We start from the raw sequence: 19,994 nt of genomic DNA on the forward strand, positions 1-19,994 counted from the left end.
CCAAAAATAAAAATAGGAATTTGTGTTAAGCATTTGCGGGCTTTTTACTAGAAAACTTAAGAAATATACCTATCTAATGTAAACGTAGCAGCAAGAGTGGGCTTTGTCAAGACCTGCACAAACTATAAAAAAACGATAGACTCAGTACAACTCTGGGGATTAAGACTATAACGCTTTGCACAATTCAAAATCACAGTCTGTTCTGATTGTACTAGTTGCTTATTTGCGTAGACGAAAAAAGCGGTGAGGGGGTCGCAGTCTTGGCGGTTCCGTCGATTGCGAACCTCCGAACCCGTTGGCGCAGCCTCTCGTAGAGAAGGGCTTGTCATTAAAGATCGCAATAGTTACAGCAGTTTGCAACTAAATAAGGTACATAACCAAGGATTCACAAATCAAATTATTCTTCTGCCTCCTGCCTTTTGCCTCCTGCCTCCTGCCTCCTGCCTCAAAACCAGTGGCTTTATACCTTATGCAAAAGAAAACTGCTGTATATAACCTCAGAAGAAAAATTCAGGATTGAGAAGTTAAAATATATAATTCTCCTGACTTCATCTTACGAAAGCTTATTGCAGGAAATTGACAACCGCCATACCGCCATACATTATTACCCAAGTTCTCATTGACCAGATCAATTTTTTAGGATCATCTGTCTCATTATGCCCAGTTCCAAAATCTTAACCCAATCTTTCGACTATTATGGAGCTTACCCCTGCCCAGTCTGTCGAATAGGTAAGATTTCTCACATGCCATTGATGGAAGCTATGGCTTGTGACTTTTGCCAAGAGATTTTTACAGTCAACTTAGAGCAACAGCAAATCAAGATGCCTTCTAGGCAACCACCTTTAACTTGGCGTTGGAATGGGTTTAATTGGACAGAAGGCCAGTTGGAAGGTATGGAATTAGGTTGGGGTTATGGATTAGCAGCAGCAGTTTTTATAATTCTTCCCACTACTCTAATTGGCATAGTAGCTTACTATTTTCCTGCTAATCTGAAAGAACCCATTACCTGGATGCCATATATTTGGACAATATTAACTTTCTTATCACATTTATCAATTATTGTTTGGATTTATATTGAAGTTTATCAGATTCCAATTGCAGCATATTTTCGAGCGATCGCTCGATGGAGAAATGGAGAGATGGGGAGATGAGAAATCAATTAAAAATTAAAAATTAAAAATTAAAAAACTTCTGCCCCCTGCCCACTGCCCAATGCCCCATGCCCCATGCCCCATAATCCATAACAAATGATGCAGCGTATAAATGACTCCATCACTCATAATTAAGTTGATTGTCCACCAAAATATCGTATGAGCGATCTGGAGCGGTACTATAGAGTTTTGGAATTAGAGCCTGGAGCAACACTTGAAGAAGTGAACCAGGCTTACAAAGATTTAGTTTTTGTTTGGCATCCCGATCGCATTCCCAAAGACAATCTCCGTTTACAGCAGAAAGCACAAGACAAGCTGAAAGCTATAAATGAAGCTCGTGAAAAGTTGCGCTCTCTAAAAACCAAACCTCAAACCACACATCAAACTACATATCAAACCACACATTACTCACCGTCACCTCAACAGGAAAAACCATCTCAACCAACCCAGAAACCACCAAAACAAAACTCAGATTTAAGCGGCAAAGACTACAGTCGGGCAAATTTGAGCAATAAAGACTTATCTGGCAGAAATCTGAGTTATGCCAATTTGAGCGGTGCTAATCTCAGCGATACTTTTATGCACAAAGTCAACCTCAGAGGTGCAAATTTATCTGAAGCAAATTTATTTCGGGCAAATCTACTTTTAGCCGATCTCAGGGAAGCGAATTTACGCGCCGCTAATTTGATTGGAGCGGATCTCAGTGGAGCCGACTTGCGAGGAGCCGACTTGACGGGAGCGCGGATTCGCTCTGGTGAGCGGCTTCTGGTTAAATTAGTTGGGACTAACTTAGCAGGGGCAATTATGCCTGATGGTTCAATTTATCAATAACTAAGGTGGCGCCATAACACCAAAATCCTCATGTAGAGACGCGATTTATCGCGTCTAAAAAAACCAATTATCCACACTAATAACCCTTAACTGAAACGTATTGGTGCATAAATGACTCCTATGCAATGCAATTGAAAACTGCTATATGCCTGTTTGCTTGCCTAAAACACTACAATGAGTACGCGATCTACCCAAATGAGAAAGCAATATGCCTTTTTGCTTGCTGAATTTACCGAAATGAGAAAGCAATCAAGCATTTTGAGAAAGCAATATGCCTTTTTGTTTGCTGAATTTACCGAAATGAGAAAGCAATCAAGCATTTTGAGAAAGCAATATGTCTTTTTGCTTGCTGAATCTACCGAAATGAGAAAGCAATCAAGCATTTTGAGAAAGCAATGTGCCTTTTTGCTTGCTGAATTTACCGAAATGAGAAAGCAATCAAGCATTTTGATAAAAAATCTATGATTTTTTTTCACAAATCGGTAATTTGACTTAGCTTTATTAATCCCTACAACCTGCGTGTAAAATTGAATATGATACATCAAGGCTTTTAGGCATTGTGAACTTTTTTATCGGTTGTGCTGTTTGGGCATATAAAGGTTGGGTAGGCGAACTCTATCCCCAAGGTACTCGCACTGCTGATTTTCTCCATGTCTATAGTCGTCGCTTCACCACTGTAGAAGGTAACACGACCTTTTATGCCGTGCCTAACCAAGAGACTGTAACTCGTTGGGCTGCCGAAACACCAACAGATTTTGATTTTTGTCTAAAATTACCGCGAGATATTACCCATCAAGGATTGCTGAAACCTTATATACCAGCTGCTTTAAAATTTCTGGAGGCGATGCGCCCTTTAGGTAAGCATCTTGGCCCAATGTTTGCCCAGTTACCACCGGGCTATGCACCTGCATTACTTGATGATTTGTCCAACTTTCTGGAAGCTTGGCCGCGTACAGAAGCACCCCTAGCAGTGGAAGTTCGGCATCCCGACTGGTTCAAGGAACCCCATGCTAGTAATTTGACGGCGCTTTTAGAAAATTTAGGTGTCGGACGAGTACTGTTAGACTCGCGCCCCATTTACACTGGAGATGATGACCCCCAGTTACAATCGGAACGGCGCAAACCGAAATTACCGTTGCAATTGAGTGTGACAGCACCTTTTATTCTGATTCGGTTTATTTCTCATCCGAATTTATCAGTGAATCAGCCATTTATGGAAGAGTGGGTAAGGCAGATTCAGCAATGGTTACAGATGGGAGTGCGAATTTATTTCTTTGTCCATTGTCCAATAGAAGCGCGATCGCCCAATACGGCTCGTCATTTCCAACAGCTATTGGAACAAAGTGGTACATTAATTCCACCCCTACCTTGGAATAACCTTGAGCATCCCCCCAATCAACTCAGTTTATGGTGAGCGTATTTAGTAGATAATTGGGGTTGTAATACTTTTCTGTTAAAGAAAAAACTTTCAGAGCAGTTCTACCAAAGGAGGTTGAGATGAGTCGTCTTCTTTATGAAAACTCAGTTTCATATAAAGGATATCTCATAATTCCATTTGTTTTTGGCAAGGCGGATAATTACGAAATTTATTCGTATAAATTGTTATCTGAAATTGGGCACAAAAGCAAATTTCACAAAGCAGAAAATCCAGCAGGAATCTATGGAAGTGGCGTTAGTAACATTATTGATATTGCTAAAGAGCATATCGATCAAAATTCCGAGTTTGTTCATCGGGGGGATAGTTTTAAGTCTCGCTATGTTTATCGGAACAATTTGATTATCATCTTCCAAGAAGGAGACAAATATTTTTATGACCATTATCCACCAGAGTTATTAAATAATATTGCAGCTCCAAAGTTATTCAAATCTGAATATGAATGTCTGAATTGGATTAAGCAAGGGTTTGATGGGCGACATCTATGGCAAAGAGCTATTTGAAGAAGGTAGGAGTATTTGCATTTGTGTATTACAGCAGTTTTCATGTATTTGAACCACACTTGTGTAGAGGCGCAAGGCCTTGCACCCCTACCGCGTGGTCTATTTACTTGATAAATAGCTGTAATTTGTAATTTTGCCTTGCAGTATTATTTAAATGTCTGCAATCAACCTTGATTTATTGCGCTTGGCTCCATGTAGATAATTTCCCAAATGTGGCCATCTAAGTCAGCAAATCCATGTCCATACATAAAACCGTGATCTTGCGGTTTATTGTAGGTTGTTCCACCAGCAGCGACAGCCTTGCGAATCATTTCATCAACTTGTTCTCGGCTATCAGAAGATAAACACACAAGCACTTCTGTGCTTTTGGTGGCATCACAAATTTCTTTGGGAGTAAACGTCTTAAACTTTTCATGAGTCAAGAGCATGACGAAAATGTTTTCGGACACAATCATACAAGTGGAAGTTTCGTCAGTGAATTGAGAATTAAACTCAAAGCCGAGTTGAGTAAAGAACTCGATCGATTGATTGAGGTTTTTAACTGGCAGATTAACAAAAATTTGAGTACTCATGGGTTCTTCTTTGGAATTATTTCACAGTAAAGGATCGGCGAAAAAGCGCTGAGGTTTTACTCTAGGGAAGACGCCTATAAGCGCCTCCCCACAAGTCAAGGAGTTTTCTGGCAGTTGACCATCCAGGGAATGCCGAATTGATCGACCAACATACCAAAGCGGACAGACCAAAAGGTTTGATCGATCGGCATCTTCACTTTTCCGTTTTCTGCTAAGGTATGAAAGATGCGTTCTGCCTCCGCTGGCTCGTCAACGCTGATTTGCACGGAAAAGCCTTGGGGTGTTTCAAAATACCCAGGCGGACTGTCAGACCCCATCAAGAGGCGATCGCCCAGTTCGAGGCAGACGTGCATGATTTTGTCATGCCATTCGGCAGGTATATGCTCGGCTGAGGGTGCATCCCCGTGGGTCATCATCATGACAATTTTGCCACCAAGACAGTGTTCGTAGAACTTGAACGCGGCTTCACAGTTACCGTTGAACATGAGATAAGGATTGAGTTTCATGGTGTTGGCTCAGTAGATTAGCCTATGGGTTGAGCGTGAATACAGCTTGAGAAGTCTCTGGATCGAATGGAACCGAGAGATGTTCGTGTAATATCTGCCATTCGCCTTGATTTTTCTGGCAGACAGAGGTGACGCGCATCCAGGTCTGCATTGCTGGATGGTCTTGGCTTCCTGTGAAGCGAAATAGCCAATGTGCAACTGCTAAGTCTTCACTGGCGGTAATTTTGAGGTCTCGTGTTTCAATCTCAAAGGTGTCGGGGAAGTAAGGCAAACATTCTTTCCACACTTGACGCCAAGCATCTTTTCCTTGGGTTTGGAAAGGAGGTTTAACATCGAAGACGATAATCTCGTTGGCATAGTGGGACATAATTTGCTCAACATCCTTGGCGCAGATAGCACGTTGTTGCTCGGCAATTAGTTGGCGAATCTGAACTTCATTAGTGGCGATCGCGTTTTTGGTTGTCATCGTCATCTCTCCTTTTGGGTTGAGGTTGAGTGCAGTTACGAATTCTCTGGCAAACCTGCAACTTCAATCACAGGTCGAATTTCAACAGTGCCGACGTGCGCGCCTGGAATCCGCGCGGCGATCGCGATCGCTTCGTCGAGATCCTGAGCATTAATCAGAAAAAAACCGCCTAATTGTTCGCGAGTTTCTGCAAACGGCCCGTCAGTTATTAATGGTTTGCCCTCGCGCACCCGAATGCTGGTTGCAGTTGCCACAGGGTGGAGTGGGGCGGTTGCGAGATACTGCCCCTTCGAGTTGAGTTGTTGTGCCAGTTGCGCGGATTCTACATAACAATGTTCCCGTTCAGTTTGGCTCAGGGCATTTTCCTCCAGGTAAATCAGCAGCAAATATTTCATCAGGTTGCCTCCTTTATTTCCCGTTGTTACTTCCCTTTGTTAGTAAGTCGAACGGTGCTGACTCAAATCGACACTCCACCAAAAATTTTTATCGTTTAGTACGATCTGGGTATACCTCCCTTGTTTCCCTTTGTTAGTAAGTCGAACGGTGCTATCTCAAATCGACACCTCGCCAAAAATTTTTATCGAAGAAAAGAGAAAAACTGCCCCCTGCCCCCTGCCTCCTGCCTCCTGCCCCCTGCCTCCTACCTCCTGCCTCCTTCAATTCAGGTATGATCCCAAACGCAAAAACAGACGTAAACCAAGCGATCGCCTCCCTTTATCAGGCTGAATGGGGGCGGATCGTCGCCATCCTCATCCGCTTGGTGGGAGATTTCGATGTGGCTGAAGAAGCAGTACAGGAAGCCTTTATCGCTGCCGTGAATCAATGGCAGTCTAGCGGCGTGCCCGATCTCCCCCGTGCGTGGATCGTCAAAACAGCCCGATACAAAGCCATCGATCGCCTCCGACGGCGGACACGACTGACGGAAAAATTGGAATGGTACGCCGCCTCCGGGTTAATCCCAACCCGTGAGGAGCCAACTTACGATACAGACGAAATTCCAGACGATCGACTGCGGCTGATCTTTACTTGCTGCCACCCAGCACTAGCGATCGAGGCACAGGTTGCTTTGACGCTGCGGTTGCTGGGCGGACTTGAAACAGATGAAATTGCGCGGGCGTTTCTCGTGCCCACGGCAACGATGGCGCAACGACTGGTACGCGCCAAACGCAAGATTCGGGATGCAGGTATTCCCTATAAAGTGCCGGACACAACCGATCTGTCTGTGCGAGTAGACGCAGTGCTGACGGCGATCTATTTGATTTTCAATGAGGGCTACGCGACGACTAGGGGCGAGACGATGGTGAGGGCTGACCTCTGCACAGAAGCGATTCGGCTGGGTCGTCTCGTGAGGACGTTGATGGCACCCCAACCGCCCTCAGAAGTGACTGCACTGCTGGCGCTGATGTTGTTGCACGACTCCCGGCGCGATGCCCGTTTGGATGAGGCAGGCGATCTGGTGTTGCTCGAAGATCAGGATCGTAGTCGCTGGAATCAACAGCAGATTGCTGAGGCGCTACCGCTCGTTGAAGAGGCATTGCGGGGCGAAATTGGTTCGTTTGCAGTGCAAGCAGCGATCGCGGCACTACATTGTCAGGCAGCACAAGCAAAAGAAACGGACTGGTTACAAATTGTTCGCCTCTACGATTTACTCGAACGTTTGCAGCCCTCACCGATTGTTTCGCTGAATCGGGCGGTGGCGATCTCAATGATAGAAAGTCCTCAGATGGCTCTCCGACTGATTGATGGGCTTGCCCCTCAACTTAATGACTATCATCTATTTCACGCCACCCGTGCCGAGATGCTGCGCCGCATCGGAGCCTCAGCATCAGCCGCAGAGAGCTACGCGATCGCGCTCATGCTGGTTACTAATGACAGCGAACGTCGCTTTCTGGAACGTCGGCTGCGCGAAGTTCAGCCTTAAGGATAGGGGAATTTTACCAAGAAGCGATCGCACAGTAGAGATATATACAAATCTAAAGACTTTATTAAATAGCTACCCAGGTAAAAAATGGGTAGTTCTCCGCTATCTTTAAGCAAGCGATTCAGGGATAATTATTTCTATAGAAAAGCGCCAGCAAAAATTTTAGGCTGGTATTTAATAAACCGTATATAAAGCAAAGCCCTGAACTTTTATCAGGGCTTTTTAAATCTAAGCAGAGCGATCGCAGCCTTTTAAATCTGATTATTTCGTTGAAGCGATCGATTATTTATATAGTAGTGCTAGTACTAAAACGACTGATGGCAAGACTGGGGAAATTGATGCTGCGGGAAAACCGTGATTTTCATGTCTTCTCAAAATAGAAGCTGCTTTGCATGAGTATTCTTTCCTTGGTCAAGGCATTTGCATTTTAGCCTCAACCACTCTACAAAAATTGCTCTATAAATAATCCACATAATAAACTACGATAAAGCTATCGGAATAGTGCTTTTAAAGATTATGAGCAACACTAAAAAAGTTAGTGACGACTTGAGCGCTGCTCCCCAACTAAATTCTGAGGAGTTAAAACAGGCAGCCCAAGAGGGATTTAAGTCAGTGCTAAACCTGCGTTCTCCCGATGAAGCAGGTTTTCTCAGCGACGAACAGCAGCAAGCTGAAGCGGCTGGACTGCAATATGCTAATGTGCCATTAAAGCCTTCAGAAGCAAATCAAGAGCAAACAGAGTTAGCAATTCAGGAAATTGAGAACTTACCCAAACCAATTTTAATTCACTGTGCTGCTGGAGCAAGGGCTGGTGGTATCGCCTTGATTGCCAATGCGATTAGTGAAGGTCTGACTTATGAGGAAATTAGTCAGAAAGCTCTTGAGCTTGGTTTAAATTTAGAACAACCTCACCTTAAGCAATTCCTACTTGAAAAGTATATTGCCAAGCAAAAATGACTAACTCAGCACCAAGTCGTTTGGGTGAACTCGCCAACCTGTTTTTTAAATTGGGCGTCATCGGCTTTGGGGGCCCGGTTGCCCATATTGCCATGATTGAAGATGAAGTGGTTAAGCGGCGTCAGTGGTTGACAAGGGAGCATTTTCTAGATCTGTTGGGCGCAACTAACCTAATTCCTGGGCCAAATTCCACAGAAATGGCTATCCACATAGGATACATCTATGCAGGATGGCTGGGGCTGATTGTGTCAGGCGTGTGTTTCGTCTTACCTGCGGTTCTAATTACTGGTGGGTTTGCTTGGGTTTATGTTGCCTACGGTACTCTACCCCAAATTACTCCTTTGCTTTATGGAATTAAACCGGCCGTTTTAGCAATCATCATCAATGCCCTGTGGGGCTTGGCCAAAAAGGCTGTGAAAACTCGCCAATTATTAGCGATCGCTTTCGCTGTGGCATTGCTGACATTGTTATTCAAATTAAATGAAGTAATTGCCCTATTAATTGGGGGATTGCTGGGGATGGTTTGGTTACATTCTGGCGATAAAAACGATAAACCAGGAGATAAAGCCAACTTTCTGATTGCTAGTCTCAGTACAGGTGTAACTTTGAAAGCATCGGCTGTACTTGCTACATCGGTAGCGGCTGCATCTACTGTAGCCAATGTTTCTTTATGGCAATTGGGTTGGTTTTTTCTTAAAGTCGGTAGTGTCTTGTTTGGTGGTGGCTACCTTTTGGTGGCTTTTCTGCAAGGGGGATTAGTTCAAGAATACGGCTGGCTGACACAACAGCAGTTATTAGATGCGATCGCAATTGGTCAATTTACCCCTGGGCCAGTACTTTCCACTGCTACGTTTATCGGTTATGTGATTGCTGGCATACCTGGTGCAATTGTTGCCACCATTGGAATTTTTCTACCTTCTTTTGTTTTTGTTGCTGCCCTGAATCCTCTAATTCCACGCTTACGAGCTTCTTCTTGGACTAGAGCATTTTTGGATGCTGTGAATGTTAGTGCTGTAGCCTTAATGGTTGTGACTACTCTGCAACTGGGGATAGTAACTTTAACATTACCACAAGCCCCATTTGTAGATTTTCTCGGCTTGGCGATCGCGATCGTCTGTGCCATTTTAGCCATTCACTTTCGCATCAATGCTGCATGGTTAGTCTTTGGTAGCGCCTTCATTGGATGGGGTGCTTCACTCTTGGGCTACACTCGATGAAATTGCAAGTATAGCAAGGGACTGGGGACTGGGGACTGGGGACTGGGGACTGGGTGAAAAGCCTTTTTGTGTCTAAGTTTTATCGTCTGTTGATGTCCTAACCACCTTGCCTGTTGCTATATTTGAGATTACTCATAGCTTTTAGCTTGACTTTATATTATTAGCGATCGCATTTCCAATCCATTAGACATCTAATATAAAAGAATGTAGAGACGTAGCAGTGATACGTCTCTACAAAGGTTTTAGATGGAGATATGTTAGCGATAATCTTGACTTTGAATGCTCCCTAAACGAGCAGCATCACGAATGTTGTAGTCAGCACGGGTAAAGCGATTTAGCTGCATTTCAAAAAAGTCTCGATTAGCTTGTAAATGCTTGGGATTTTGGTCATCTAATGGATATAAAAGTGCAGTTCGCAAGGCTTGAATTACCGCAGAAGTGACACAGTACATTGAACGTTGAAAACTCACTCCCAACTGAATCAACATATCTTCTTCACCCCGGCAATGTTGGCTGTAGTAATCCACAAGATAGGGTGGTAAAAAATGCAACATATCTTGCATTAATAATGTTGGGGGAATGCCAGCAGTACCCACTGGGAATACATCAGCGTAAAGAATGCCATAGTGAAAGTCTTTTTGGTTTTCTGGCACTTGACGCGCTTGAGCATTATAAGATTTTGTTCCTCTAAAGGGTGAAGTGCGGTAGAAAACTGCTTCTACATAAGGTAATGCAGCTTCGTATAGCCACATAAAACCTTTAGATTTGGGGATAATTTCATAGCATTCACCACGAATATAAACATGATGGTAAATGGGACGACCTGCGATCGCAAATATACCATTAACTATGAAGCTCATCGCCTCTGGGACGCTGCTAATGGTACCTTCATCATAGCGGTCTGACATTTCAAAGAATACTGGGGCCATGATTTCCCAGAATAAGCCCAGATTAGCGTAGTATGACATCTGGCGGCACTGTTCCAAAAACATATCGGGGAACAGCGTGTAAAGCCCCAGCATCACGGGGTTTCCTTGGAAGTAAGCTTTAATTGCCCTGTCGGCGTTGGCTTTGTATTCGTCTGAATCTAGGTAAGGGTCAAATTGTCCACCCATCCCTCTGTGCCACAACATCGCCCGCATACAAGCTTCCGCAAATTCCATGTTAATGCGATCGTGCAACAAGTGATGCAACAACTTCGGCATTTTGAAAGTTTCACCCTTTTCGATAAATGCCAAAAGTTCTGGATGTGCAGTAGCTTCGCCGCGCCAAATTCGTAAATCGGCATCATCACCAGCATAATGATTATGCAGTTCTAAATACTCTTTGGGTAAGAAGTATTTAAAGAAGGGAAGCGGGTTTAAAAATTCGCGTTCGGCAATATAAAGTAGGTCACGCCAGTAGAAATCCATCGGTACAGCATAAGCTTTGTATAAACCGATGATTTGCATCAAATTTTCTGGAGTATCGGGTAACATTGCACCGCCAGCTTCTAAGCGGTGAATTACTTCGGCAAATTCGTGTGTGGAAGGAGGTAATTTAATTGCTGTTTTAATTGCTGTCATGGTAATCGTAAATTGGTAGAGACGCGATTTATCGCGTCTGTGGGATGGATTTTGAGACGCGATAAATCGCCGTCTCTACAAGTGTTTTTATCTATTTACTATTTCAGCGCAACTTCGGAGACTACGGTTTTTTCTAAGGGGGGAATTGCAGCCACCATTGTTGTAGTTGTGGATTCACTCCAACGCACTAACCAAGTGGGTTGTACTCCTAAAAAGATGATGAAAGCTGCCAAAATTAAAGCGGGGATTTTTTCAGACCACAGAACTTTGGGATAGTAGGCGAAGTTATCGAGTCTGCCAAAACAAGTGCGATTGAGGAGGATGAGAAAATAAACTGCGGTTAATCCACTAGCCACTATACACAAAATTGTTGGAATGGGGAAGGCAGAGAAACTACCTTGAAAGACGATAAATTCCGCGATGAATCCTGTTAAACCGGGAATACCTGCGCTAGCCATTCCGCTTAAAACTAGTAAGGCGCTAATTAGGGGTAAACCGCGTATGGGACTCATTAAACCATTGAGTTTATCTAACTCGCGAGTGCCAACTTTGGCTTCCACGACTCCCACCAAGTGGAAGAGAATTGCCAAGATGAGTCCGTGGCTGAACATTTGGGCGACTGCACCAACGAGTGCTAAGGGAGTACTAGCAGCACCAGCTAACAAAATATAGCCCATGTGACCGACGGAACTGTATGCTACCATGCGCTTGATATCTGTTTGAGCGATCGCAATTACTGCCCCATAAATAGCGCCGATTGCTCCCCAAATCGCTAGAGTCGGTGCAATAATACTCCAAGCATGAGGAAACATACCCAACCCAAATCGCAACAATCCATAAGTTCCCAGCTTTGCTAACACGCCACCGAGAAGAATGGCAATTGGTGCTGAAGCCTCAACGTAAGCATCGGGTAGCCAAGTATGGAAGGGAATTAAGGGAATTTTAATCCCAAAACCTAATACTATTCCTGCTAGTAAAAGGATTTGCTTTGTGGTTGAGAGGTTTTCTGTAGAGACTGCATCAAAAGCAAAATTGGTAGAACCACTAAGCCATACCATACCCAAGAATGTCGCCAGAATTAAGGCTCCTGAAACAGCAGTATAAATCAGGAATTTCATCCCAGCATAACCCCGTTTTGCCCCTCCCCAAATGGAAATTAGCAAATAGAAGGGGATTAATTCTAGTTCGTAAAATAGGAAAAATAGCAGCAAATTCTCTGCTAAAAAAGCACCTGCAACTCCTCCACTAACTAATAAAATCATGGAGTAGAATAGCCGGGGACGTTCAGTTTCTTGACTACTGCTGTAAATAGCAATCCAGGTGAGCAGGCTATTTAACACCAACATCAAGATAGAAAGCCCATCAACACCTATTTGATAGCTCAAACCAAGGGTTTCATTCCAGGGTAAATACTCTTTAAATTGCATTCCTGGATTGCTGATATCAAATTTTAACAAGATAAACAGGTTCCAGAACAGAACTATTCCCGAAAATATTAATGATATTAAACGAATGCGATGCTTAGGTATACTTCCAGGTAATATTGCTATGATAATAGCAACAAAAATTGGGAGCCAAATCAAGACACTTAACATGGGAATTTTGTCCTTTGTTCTTTGTCATTTATCATTTGTCATTTGTCATTTGTCCTTTGTCCTTTATGACTCAATACGCTTTAGTTAAGAGAATAGTAGGTTGGATTGAGTATAAGCGTTACCCAAGTAAAGTCCGATTGTGTAGGTTTACTTTTCTCCTTTAGAGACGCTACGCAATAGACAGCAAGCTAAGTTGTTCAATCCAAGATACATCAGTATAATTTTCAGGCTTAACTGAACTGTATTGCTTTATGACTTACTCTTAGCCAATGACTAATGACTAATGACAAAGGACAAAGGACAAAAAAGCTAACTTACTAGACTGATTTTTCCACTATCTAAATCGTAATAACCTCCGACTATTTTCAGTTTTTCTGCCTTGATTAACTCAGATAAAACTGTCGATGATTTCAATGTTTCAATTTGCGCCAAAATATTTGCTTTACAAGCATTTTCTAACTTATCTCCTGATTGATCTTTTGAGCTTTCTACACTTGGTTTAATTGCTTCAAGCAAACTTCCAATTCGCCCTGGCACTGAAGCACCTTTAATTGCCGCCTCTACCGCACCACATCTTTCATGTCCCACAACCATGATAACTTTAGTACCTAACACTAAGCTACCAAATTCTAAGCTACCAATTTGCTGTGTTGTGGCAATATTACCAGCTATCCGGCAGACAAATAAATCTCCAAGTCCTTGGTCAAAAACAATCTCTGAAGGAACCCGTGAATCTGCACAACCTAGAATAGAAGCAAAGGGCTTTTGACCTTTGGCAATTTCGACTAAACGTGATTTAGTTTGGTTAGGATTGCGCCGTCTTGCTTTAACAAACCGATCGTTTCCATCTAATAATTCTTGCAATACCTTGTCAGGTGTAAGATCATCTGGTGCTGATTTTGTTTCGACTGCAAGTAAGTTGGAACTAAGTCCGGCTGTCAATACACCTGTACCGATCGCACCTGCACCAAACTTCAATAAACCTCTTCTAGAAACATTGATTTGGGGATGTTGTCTGCTCATGAAATTCTCCTCACAATATCAAACTATTAACTTTTAGTAGGATAGTTACTGCTATCCAATTGTCGAGATTTGAAAAACCAAATTTAAAAACTGCATTCCCCAAAATTGCCAAGTTACCCACATTCCTAAAAGACTCACTCCTAGAAGAACAGTGAATGCATAAAATTGGGTTTGTCCAGAGGTGCTGTATTTCAGACCTTCGCCACCTAATAGCGAAAATAAACCAACGAAGTTAACAATGCCATCGACTACAAACCGATCAATCATATCGGCAAGTTGGGAAATTTTGGCAACTCCAAAAATAATGGTCATTTTATAGAGTTTAGGGGTGTAAAAGTCGTATGCAAACAAATCTTGCAAGCCTTTCCAAGGGAGGCGAATTGGTTTGGGAATATTGCTTAAATAAATCACGCCAGTGATGCTACAACCGAAAATACTCGACCAAATTAACAGCAGTGCAACATCTTTATTTAGGCTTACCCAATCTGGTAAAAGTGATAAGCTTTGCAACACCAAAGGAAGATGTAGACTGACACCAAGTAAAATCATGGTTGGCAAAATCATTGGCCAGTGAGCTTCAGGCGATCGCTGACTCATTTGTGTAGGTTTACCGCCGAAAATTAAAGCGAATTCTCTGGTTAAACTCACGGCTGTTAAAGCATTTACTGCAATAACTACTCCTACTAACCAAGGTTGAGTTTCCCATAACCCATCTGCTAGTTCCATCAGCGCCCAAAAGCTACCCAACGGTGGAAAACCAATTAATCCCAATGTCCCGACGATAAAAGCGATCGCAGAAATCGGGCGGCGCTTCCACAATCCGCCTAATTGAGTAACATCTTGGGTAATGCTATTCCAAATAATTCCCCCGGTACTCATTATCAACAAAGCTGCGGATATGGCATGGGTGAGTACTAATAATAGCGCCGCTTCGTATTGTTGCGCTCCCACAGCAATGAATACTAAACCCATGTATGCGCTGACAGAATAAGATTGACAGCGTTTAATATCGATTTGAGCGATCGCAATTAAAGAAGCACCCACAGCTGTCACCGCACCAATGGCAATCATCGCCGAAGAAGCTATGGGCGAGATGGTTAACACCGGTTGCAATTTAATCAGCACCCATGCACCACTAGCTACTACTACCGAGTTCCGCAAAATCGTACTGGGAACCGGGCCTTCCATCGCTTCATCTAGCCATAAATGCAGGGGAAATTGGGCACATTTACCCATAGGCCCAGCAATTAAAGCTAAACTTACCAGTGCCATAGTTGTCGGGTTGACGTTAGCAGTAGCCGCCCATTCGGCTAATTCTGTATAATTCCAAGTTCCAGCTAAAGGCCATAATGCCAACACGCCTATTAGCAAGAATAAGTCTCCCACCCGCTTGGTTAAGAAAGCGTCTCTTGCACCTGAAACTACCAAAGGCTGGCTAAACCATAAGCCGACTAGTAGATAGGTTCCCAGCGTCAAGACTTCCAGAATTACATAGCTGAAGAACAAGTTATTACACAAAGCAAGGGCACATAATCCCGCTTCAAATAATCCCAATAATGAATAGAAGCGTCCCCACCCCCAATCCATTTCCATGTAGCCGAGCGCATAAATTTGCGCCAGAAAGTTCATACCAGTAATCACCACCAAAGCGCTGATACTGACTGAGGATATATCCAAAGCAATAGTTAAATCTAAACCAGCCGTAGATAACCAAGGAATAAATACTTCTTGGGCTGGGTAATTCCAAGTTGCTTGTAAGGCGATCGCACTATGTACCAACGCCAAAAATGTCATCACCAAGTTTACATAACCTGCCGGTCTTGGCCCTGTTTTCCGAATGATCCCTGGCGACCAAGGTACGGCTAACAAACCACCTATTAAGGCATAGCACGGAACTAGCCAAACAGTCTCTAGTAGAAACTGAGCCATCAACTCACCTCTAAGATTTGGATCAAAAATTATGGGTTTTTAGTCAACTGGCGTTGATCCCAGTTAATCTAGCGACGATCTACGACGGACGACGCCTACGCAGAACATACAAATTTATGTTTATTTAATTTTGTTAGAAACAGCTTACCGTTATATCTGTCAAAATGGAATTAGTTAAATAAATAAATTTAGGATAATAACTCTAATTATTTCTTATATAATCAACTATTTCAACAAGAAATAATAGGTATTTATTCTTATCTATGTATCGAATCAGGGATGAATCAATAGTTATCATTAGTTTTATCAATTTATATAAATAACAAGAGACGCAATTGATTGCGTCTCTACAAATCGAATAAATGTAAATTATATTTTGGTGATTTTGTCAACCTGCCAGTGAGAGATAGTAATGGCAGGTGGGGAGTCAACTTGGCTGATGGGGGCGGGTTTCATGTCTCGGTAGTCCAGGAGTTGGACTACGATGAGGTAGGCGATCGCTAAAATGACCGAAATCGCACCTGTAAGAATAGCAATTAATTTCGAGCGTTCCATCAGTATTCCCTGTAATGCAAGTTGTTGTGCAGTGTGTATATCCACATTAATAGTTTAGACATACCACACACTTACCGATATACATCGCTCCGATGGGCTATCAGTAAAATAGTAATTAGTTGCTGTTCCTCATCCACTTTATAAACAACTCGCCAGACACCAACTCGATAGCGAAAAAGACCCGCGAAATCACCTTTGAGCCGCTTAATGTTTGGATGTTCGTAAGCATTCTCTCGCAGTTGGTCAAAGCAACGGTTTAGTCGTTGGGCTAGTGATGCATCTACTTCTTGATAAAACTTCTGTGCTTTGCGAGTCAGTACCAGTTCATACATGACGACGAATACTGTCAAATGACACCACTTCCCCAGCCTCAGCTTCCTGCATAGCTTCACGCAAAGCTTGCTCAAAACCAGGGACATTCAAAAGTTCCGCCGTCGCCTCATTTTCTTCTCTTTCTTCTAGATCGGCCAGAAAATCACTCACTACCCGCAGCCTTTCTGGAGACAGTCGCCGTAAACGCTTCTCAGCTTCCTGAAGAATAGTAACGTCATCTTGCTTTGATTCCATAGTTATTTCTATAGCTAATGTTTTTTACCGTCGATTTACTCCTTCCTTTATATGTTAAGGGCAGCTAGTCGTCAGACATCGCCCTAGAATTGGCGATCGCTAAAATCACCGAAATCGCACCTGTAAGAATGGCAATTATTTTCGAACGTTCCATTAGTATTTCCTGTAATGTAAGTTATTGTGCAGTGCCTATATCCACATTAATACTTGGACACACCACACACTTACCGATATACATCGCTTCGATGAGCTACTAGTAAAGCTGAAAGCGACATTGAGTTATTGCCATGACAACTAAACAAGCCATCTTTGACGCAATAGAACAACTGCCAGAGCAGCACCTAAAAGACGTGTTGCAGTATGTTCAAAAACTTGCAGGTACTCTATCACCAGCATCCAACCCACCCACGCAAAGCAGCAATTCCCTTGCAGATTTTATCGGTGCAGTATCTCACGGTTATCTAGCTGCCAACTTAGACGAAGAACCTAACCCCCAACCCCTTCCCTTGTAGGGAAGGGGAGCAAAAATCAAAGCCTCTCTCCTTTTAGGAGAGAAGAATGGAAGTGAGGTCAGAATATTAAGTCGCACATCGCATTTTAATATAAAAGTGCAATAAATGAGCCTTTGATGCTCGACGTTGACCTTCTGAGGCTCGACGTTGACCTTCTAAGGCTCAACGATGACCTTCTGAGGCTCGACGTTGACCTTCTGAGGCTCGACGTTGACCTTCTGAGGCTCAACATTGACCTTCTGAGGCTCAACATTGACCTTCTGAGGCTCGACGTTGACCTTCTGAGGCTCGAAGTTGCGCCTTTTATCCTCGAAGTTGCACCTTTTAAGCTCAACTAACAAATATATCTAACCATTCCTGAATGTACAGGGGTGAGCGTGTAGTAAAATTTGCTCACCTCCGTAAAGTGGAACATGGCTTTAGACAACTCCTGTCCAAATCTCCGAGGACGCAACTTCAAAGGACAAGACCTTGCGGGTGTCAACTTTAGCTATGCCGACATCCGAGGGGCAAACTTCACCAACGCCAACTTGACAGGGGCAAACTTCAGTCATGCCAAAGCTGGACTGCAACGACGTTGGGAAATAACTTACCTAGCCCTTATCTCATTGTTGTTTTTAGTACTCTCAGGATTTTTCTCATATCTAACTTATTATTTTTTGCCATTAACATTCCAAGCCTTTAGCTTAGAAAAGCAGATTACGGCCTTCACTACTTTAATCTTATTGATTGCCTTCTTTTTAAAAACGATTGTTCAAGGAGTAGAGGCTGGTTTACAAGCCTTCCCTTTCGCCTTTACTCTAACTGTAGCTGTGGCTGCCTTTGCCAAAGGCGGAATTATAGCTGTTTTTACCGGAGCCGCAGTTGGAGGCTTAACTATTGCAGTAGTTGTGATTGTAGCCGTAGCCTTTGCCGTAACCGTAGCAGCTTTTACTAAAACTGTAGCTGTAACCGGAGCAATAGTCGTAATTGTAGCCTTGACCTCAGCAGTGGCTGTATCCTTCGCCAGACCCACATCTGGCAAAATCCTAGTAGTAATCGCAATCATAAGTGGAGCCTTAGCTTTAACTTTTGCCGTAGCCTTATTTAGCATTTACATTGGTTGGCGAGCAATGAAAGGAGATGGAAAATACGCCTTGATTCGCAATATAGCTGTTACCTTTGCTGCAATAGAAGGTACAAGTTTTTGTGGCGCTAACTTGACTAATGCTAATTTCACCGCTGCGATGCTGAAAAGTACAGATTTCCGAAACACTATACTTGCTAATACTTGTTGGCATCAAGCCAAAATGCTTGACCGTGTTTGTCCTGGTTTGACTTATCTGCAAAACTCAGAAGTACGTCAATTGCTAGTTACAGGACAGGGACAGGACAAAAACTTTGATGGTCAAAGCCTACGAGGTATCAACTTAAAAGAAGCTAACCTAGCAGATGCTAGCTTTATCGGCGCTGACCTCAGTGAAGCTAATTTGCAAGATGCCGATTTGTCAAGAGCAAAGCTGAAGCAAACGCAACTAGACGGCACAGATTTAACAGGTGCAACACTCACCGGCGCGTATATTGAAGATTGGGGCATTACAAATACAACTAAATTGCATGGTGCGAGGTGTGAATATGTCTTCATGCGCTTACCCACCAAAGAAGATCCCGACCCCCTCCGCAAACCTGATAATAAACAAGAGGTATTCGAGGATGGAGACTTTGCCGACTTTATCAAACCAATTTTTGATACCCTCGACCTTTACCATAATCAAGGCGTTGACCCCCGTGCTGTTGCCATTGCTTTCAAAAACCTTGCCCAAAACCATCCAGAAGCTGAGTTAGAAATCGTGGCAATGGAGAAACGCGGCGATGATAAAATCTTGCTCAGAGCCAAAACCGCTGAAGGGAGTGATGAATCTCAACTGCGTGCAGAATATTTTGATGATTATAATCAACTCAAAGCTTTATCGCAGAGTCAGCAATTATTGCTGGTAGAAAAAGATAGTTATATTAGTGATTTAAAAAATATGATTACAACTGCACTTGGGCAGCCTAAATCTTATACACAAGGAAATACCATCATGTCAGATATCAGCGGCATTAATATTCAAGGTAGTAGTAATGTTAGCGGTATCGCTGGCAATAATTCTATTGCTAATCTGGGAACCATTAGCGGTAACGTGAGTATTGCCCTCAATCAGTTACCTGATGCAACCGATGCCGAGAAACCAGGAATCAAAGAATTATTGTCGCAGTTGCAAGATGCGATTGTACAATCCACATATTTGTCAGAAGAAGACAAAACCGAAGCGCTAGAACAGGTGAAGACTTTGGCGGAAGCGGGTAAAAATCCTCAAGAATCCACTAAGCAGAAGACGGCGAAAACTGCAATCACCATGTTGAAAGGAATATTTACCGGCTTACCTGCTGTTGCTTCGCTAGTTGAAGCGGGTAATAAATTATTGCCTGCGATTTCTAAACTATTCGGTTTGGGATAATTAAGGGACTGACAAATAAAAAAATACTCAACTACTTCTTGTGGGGTGGACATCTTGTCCGCCCTTTGCTATGGGCGGGCGAGACGCCCACCCCACAAGATTGGATAATTTATTTCTCTCCCTCTCCGACTCGGAGAGGGACGATTTTACGTAGTATCCCTCTTCTGTCACTTTCCGAGTATTCTGAATAAAAGGATTAAAAGAAAAAA

The 19,994-nt window shown here is 43.1% G+C and carries 22 protein-coding genes; 11 read left to right on the forward strand and 11 right to left on the reverse strand.

The window, feature by feature from the left end; genetic code table 11:
* Positions 1-656 precede the first annotated feature (656 nt).
* From RMZ42_RS27880 to RMZ42_RS27900, 5 genes are all read left to right on the forward strand, one after another.
* Positions 657-1,151, forward strand: a complete 495-nt coding sequence (locus RMZ42_RS27880) for a hypothetical protein (protein WP_322674463.1) — start codon at positions 657-659, stop codon at positions 1,149-1,151.
* A 159-nt stretch (positions 1,152-1,310) separates the two neighbouring features.
* A complete protein-coding gene (locus RMZ42_RS27885; protein WP_322674464.1) occupies positions 1,311-1,982 on the forward strand; it encodes a pentapeptide repeat-containing protein in 672 nt (223 codons plus the stop codon).
* Positions 1,983-2,177: 195 nt separating this feature from the next.
* A complete protein-coding gene (locus tag RMZ42_RS27890; protein ID WP_322674465.1) occupies positions 2,178-2,447 on the forward strand; it encodes a hypothetical protein in 270 nt (89 codons plus the stop codon).
* Between the two features lie 94 nt (positions 2,448-2,541).
* Positions 2,542-3,396 (forward strand): DUF72 domain-containing protein, encoded by an 855-nt coding sequence (locus RMZ42_RS27895; protein WP_322674466.1) that lies wholly within the window; start codon positions 2,542-2,544, stop codon positions 3,394-3,396.
* Positions 3,397-3,479: 83 nt separating this feature from the next.
* Positions 3,480-3,920 (forward strand): hypothetical protein, encoded by a 441-nt coding sequence (locus RMZ42_RS27900; protein WP_322674467.1) that lies wholly within the window; start codon positions 3,480-3,482, stop codon positions 3,918-3,920.
* A 164-nt stretch (positions 3,921-4,084) separates the two neighbouring features.
* On the opposite strand, the gene RMZ42_RS27905 is transcribed toward RMZ42_RS27900, so the two are convergent.
* From RMZ42_RS27905 to RMZ42_RS27920, 4 genes are all read right to left on the reverse strand, one after another.
* On the reverse strand, positions 4,085-4,492 hold the full coding sequence (locus tag RMZ42_RS27905; protein WP_322674468.1) for a VOC family protein: 408 nt from the start codon (positions 4,490-4,492) through the stop codon (positions 4,085-4,087).
* Positions 4,493-4,587: 95 nt separating this feature from the next.
* Entirely contained in the window at positions 4,588-4,998 is a 411-nt protein-coding gene (locus RMZ42_RS27910; protein WP_322674469.1) for a VOC family protein, read from the reverse strand.
* A 22-nt stretch (positions 4,999-5,020) separates the two neighbouring features.
* The gene (locus RMZ42_RS27915; protein ID WP_322674470.1) at positions 5,021-5,464 is read right to left on the reverse strand and encodes a YybH family protein; all 444 of its coding nucleotides are present in this window, start codon (positions 5,462-5,464) and stop codon (positions 5,021-5,023) included.
* A gap of 35 nt (positions 5,465-5,499) precedes the next feature.
* Positions 5,500-5,859 carry a YciI family protein gene (locus RMZ42_RS27920; RefSeq protein WP_322674471.1) on the reverse strand — a complete coding sequence of 120 codons (360 nt, stop codon included), beginning with the start codon at positions 5,857-5,859 and terminating at the stop codon, positions 5,500-5,502.
* A 272-nt stretch (positions 5,860-6,131) separates the two neighbouring features.
* On the opposite strand from RMZ42_RS27920, the gene RMZ42_RS27925 reads away from it, so the two are divergent.
* The 3 genes from RMZ42_RS27925 (at position 6,132) to chrA (ending at position 9,559) form a co-directional block, all read left to right on the forward strand.
* Positions 6,132-7,385 carry an RNA polymerase sigma factor gene (locus RMZ42_RS27925; RefSeq protein WP_322674472.1) on the forward strand — a complete coding sequence of 418 codons (1,254 nt, stop codon included), beginning with the start codon at positions 6,132-6,134 and terminating at the stop codon, positions 7,383-7,385.
* Positions 7,386-7,901: 516 nt separating this feature from the next.
* The gene (locus RMZ42_RS27930; RefSeq protein WP_322674473.1) at positions 7,902-8,342 is read left to right on the forward strand and encodes a beta-lactamase hydrolase domain-containing protein; all 441 of its coding nucleotides are present in this window, start codon (positions 7,902-7,904) and stop codon (positions 8,340-8,342) included.
* Positions 8,339-9,559, forward strand: a complete 1,221-nt coding sequence (chrA, locus tag RMZ42_RS27935; RefSeq protein WP_322674474.1) for a chromate efflux transporter — start codon at positions 8,339-8,341, stop codon at positions 9,557-9,559. Before RMZ42_RS27930 ends, chrA begins: the two co-directional genes overlap by 4 nt.
* A gap of 257 nt (positions 9,560-9,816) precedes the next feature.
* On the opposite strand, the gene RMZ42_RS27940 is transcribed toward chrA, so the two are convergent.
* The 7 genes from RMZ42_RS27940 to RMZ42_RS27970 all read right to left on the reverse strand — a co-directional run bounded on the left by RMZ42_RS27940 (position 9,817) and on the right by RMZ42_RS27970 (position 16,793).
* Positions 9,817-11,124 (reverse strand): CO2 hydration protein, encoded by a 1,308-nt coding sequence (locus tag RMZ42_RS27940; RefSeq protein ID WP_322674475.1) that lies wholly within the window; start codon positions 11,122-11,124, stop codon positions 9,817-9,819.
* A 98-nt stretch (positions 11,125-11,222) separates the two neighbouring features.
* Positions 11,223-12,719, reverse strand: a complete 1,497-nt coding sequence (locus RMZ42_RS27945; protein ID WP_322674476.1) for an NADH-quinone oxidoreductase subunit M — start codon at positions 12,717-12,719, stop codon at positions 11,223-11,225.
* A 309-nt stretch (positions 12,720-13,028) separates the two neighbouring features.
* Positions 13,029-13,742: a carbonic anhydrase gene (locus tag RMZ42_RS27950; RefSeq protein ID WP_322674477.1), complete on the reverse strand. Its 714-nt coding sequence runs from the start codon at positions 13,740-13,742 to the stop codon at positions 13,029-13,031.
* 51 nt (positions 13,743-13,793) lie between these two features.
* Complete coding sequence (locus RMZ42_RS27955) at positions 13,794-15,671, reverse strand: NAD(P)H-quinone oxidoreductase subunit F (protein WP_322674478.1); 1,878 nt, start codon at positions 15,669-15,671, stop codon at positions 13,794-13,796.
* Positions 15,672-16,040: 369 nt separating this feature from the next.
* On the reverse strand, positions 16,041-16,226 hold the full coding sequence (locus RMZ42_RS27960) for a hypothetical protein (RefSeq protein ID WP_322674485.1): 186 nt from the start codon (positions 16,224-16,226) through the stop codon (positions 16,041-16,043).
* Positions 16,227-16,297: 71 nt separating this feature from the next.
* The gene (locus RMZ42_RS27965; RefSeq protein ID WP_322674479.1) at positions 16,298-16,558 is read right to left on the reverse strand and encodes a type II toxin-antitoxin system RelE/ParE family toxin; all 261 of its coding nucleotides are present in this window, start codon (positions 16,556-16,558) and stop codon (positions 16,298-16,300) included.
* Positions 16,551-16,793, reverse strand: coding sequence for a hypothetical protein (locus RMZ42_RS27970; protein ID WP_322674480.1), 243 nt, complete (start codon positions 16,791-16,793; stop codon positions 16,551-16,553). Before RMZ42_RS27970 ends, RMZ42_RS27965 begins: the two co-directional genes overlap by 8 nt.
* Before the next feature lie 287 nt (positions 16,794-17,080).
* On the opposite strand from RMZ42_RS27970, the gene RMZ42_RS27975 reads away from it, so the two are divergent.
* The 3 genes from RMZ42_RS27975 to RMZ42_RS27985 all read left to right on the forward strand — a co-directional run bounded on the left by RMZ42_RS27975 (position 17,081) and on the right by RMZ42_RS27985 (position 19,785).
* Positions 17,081-17,305: a hypothetical protein gene (locus RMZ42_RS27975; RefSeq protein ID WP_322674481.1), complete on the forward strand. Its 225-nt coding sequence runs from the start codon at positions 17,081-17,083 to the stop codon at positions 17,303-17,305.
* A 116-nt stretch (positions 17,306-17,421) separates the two neighbouring features.
* Complete coding sequence (locus RMZ42_RS27980; RefSeq protein WP_322674482.1) at positions 17,422-17,643, forward strand: hypothetical protein; 222 nt, start codon at positions 17,422-17,424, stop codon at positions 17,641-17,643.
* 75 nt (positions 17,644-17,718) lie between these two features.
* Entirely contained in the window at positions 17,719-19,785 is a 2,067-nt protein-coding gene (locus RMZ42_RS27985) for a pentapeptide repeat-containing protein (protein ID WP_322674483.1), read from the forward strand.
* Positions 19,786-19,994 lie beyond the last annotated feature (209 nt).

The organism is Nostoc sp. DedQUE05 (assembly GCF_034530955.1).
GTDB lineage: Bacteria > Cyanobacteriota > Cyanobacteriia > Cyanobacteriales > Nostocaceae > Nostoc.

Coding starts and splice junctions, on each gene's coding strand:
- RMZ42_RS27880 (WP_322674463.1), top strand. CDS start 657: ATGCCCAGTTCCAAAATCTTAACCCAATCTTTCGACTATTATGGAGCT.
- RMZ42_RS27885 (WP_322674464.1), top strand. CDS start 1,311: ATGAGCGATCTGGAGCGGTACTATAGAGTTTTGGAATTAGAGCCTGGA.
- RMZ42_RS27890 (WP_322674465.1), top strand. CDS start 2,178: ATGAGAAAGCAATATGCCTTTTTGCTTGCTGAATTTACCGAAATGAGA.
- RMZ42_RS27900 (WP_322674467.1), top strand. CDS start 3,480: ATGAGTCGTCTTCTTTATGAAAACTCAGTTTCATATAAAGGATATCTC.
- RMZ42_RS27905 (WP_322674468.1), bottom strand. CDS start 4,492: ATGAGTACTCAAATTTTTGTTAATCTGCCAGTTAAAAACCTCAATCAA.
- RMZ42_RS27910 (WP_322674469.1), bottom strand. CDS start 4,998: ATGAAACTCAATCCTTATCTCATGTTCAACGGTAACTGTGAAGCCGCG.
- RMZ42_RS27915 (WP_322674470.1), bottom strand. CDS start 5,464: ATGACAACCAAAAACGCGATCGCCACTAATGAAGTTCAGATTCGCCAA.
- RMZ42_RS27920 (WP_322674471.1), bottom strand. CDS start 5,859: ATGAAATATTTGCTGCTGATTTACCTGGAGGAAAATGCCCTGAGCCAA.
- RMZ42_RS27925 (WP_322674472.1), top strand. CDS start 6,132: ATGATCCCAAACGCAAAAACAGACGTAAACCAAGCGATCGCCTCCCTT.
- RMZ42_RS27930 (WP_322674473.1), top strand. CDS start 7,902: ATGAGCAACACTAAAAAAGTTAGTGACGACTTGAGCGCTGCTCCCCAA.
- chrA (WP_322674474.1), top strand. CDS start 8,339: ATGACTAACTCAGCACCAAGTCGTTTGGGTGAACTCGCCAACCTGTTT.
- RMZ42_RS27940 (WP_322674475.1), bottom strand. CDS start 11,124: ATGACAGCAATTAAAACAGCAATTAAATTACCTCCTTCCACACACGAA.
- RMZ42_RS27945 (WP_322674476.1), bottom strand. CDS start 12,719: ATGTTAAGTGTCTTGATTTGGCTCCCAATTTTTGTTGCTATTATCATA.
- RMZ42_RS27950 (WP_322674477.1), bottom strand. CDS start 13,742: ATGAGCAGACAACATCCCCAAATCAATGTTTCTAGAAGAGGTTTATTG.
- RMZ42_RS27955 (WP_322674478.1), bottom strand. CDS start 15,671: ATGGCTCAGTTTCTACTAGAGACTGTTTGGCTAGTTCCGTGCTATGCC.
- RMZ42_RS27960 (WP_322674485.1), bottom strand. CDS start 16,226: ATGGAACGCTCGAAATTAATTGCTATTCTTACAGGTGCGATTTCGGTC.
- RMZ42_RS27965 (WP_322674479.1), bottom strand. CDS start 16,558: ATGTATGAACTGGTACTGACTCGCAAAGCACAGAAGTTTTATCAAGAA.
- RMZ42_RS27970 (WP_322674480.1), bottom strand. CDS start 16,793: ATGGAATCAAAGCAAGATGACGTTACTATTCTTCAGGAAGCTGAGAAG.
- RMZ42_RS27975 (WP_322674481.1), top strand. CDS start 17,081: ATGACAACTAAACAAGCCATCTTTGACGCAATAGAACAACTGCCAGAG.
- RMZ42_RS27980 (WP_322674482.1), top strand. CDS start 17,422: ATGCTCGACGTTGACCTTCTGAGGCTCGACGTTGACCTTCTAAGGCTC.
- RMZ42_RS27985 (WP_322674483.1), top strand. CDS start 17,719: ATGGCTTTAGACAACTCCTGTCCAAATCTCCGAGGACGCAACTTCAAA.